The following is a 232-nucleotide window of genomic DNA, read 5'->3' as shown; positions in this document are numbered from 1 at the left end:
CGACAGCAGCCGCCGCGCCGGCTCCTACACGATCCGTCGTGTGTTCACGGGCACGGGCCGCTTCGGCTTCGTCGTCCGTACCGGCCAGGACCTGCAGAACGCGCCTGGCTCCTCCAACGTCCGTTCGCTCCTGGTCTTCTAGGACCGAACCGACGTAGCACCGCTCGAACCGTCGGGGCGGGCCCACCAGGGTCCGCCCCGACCGGGGCCCCCCAGAACCCCAGAAGGGGGG

This window comes from Mycobacteriales bacterium, assembly GCA_040902655.1.
In the GTDB taxonomy this organism is placed as follows: Bacteria; Actinomycetota; Actinomycetes; order Mycobacteriales; family SCTD01; genus SCTD01.
The sequence above is the reverse complement of the archived record's forward strand: the minus strand, read 5'-3'. Positions refer to the sequence as shown.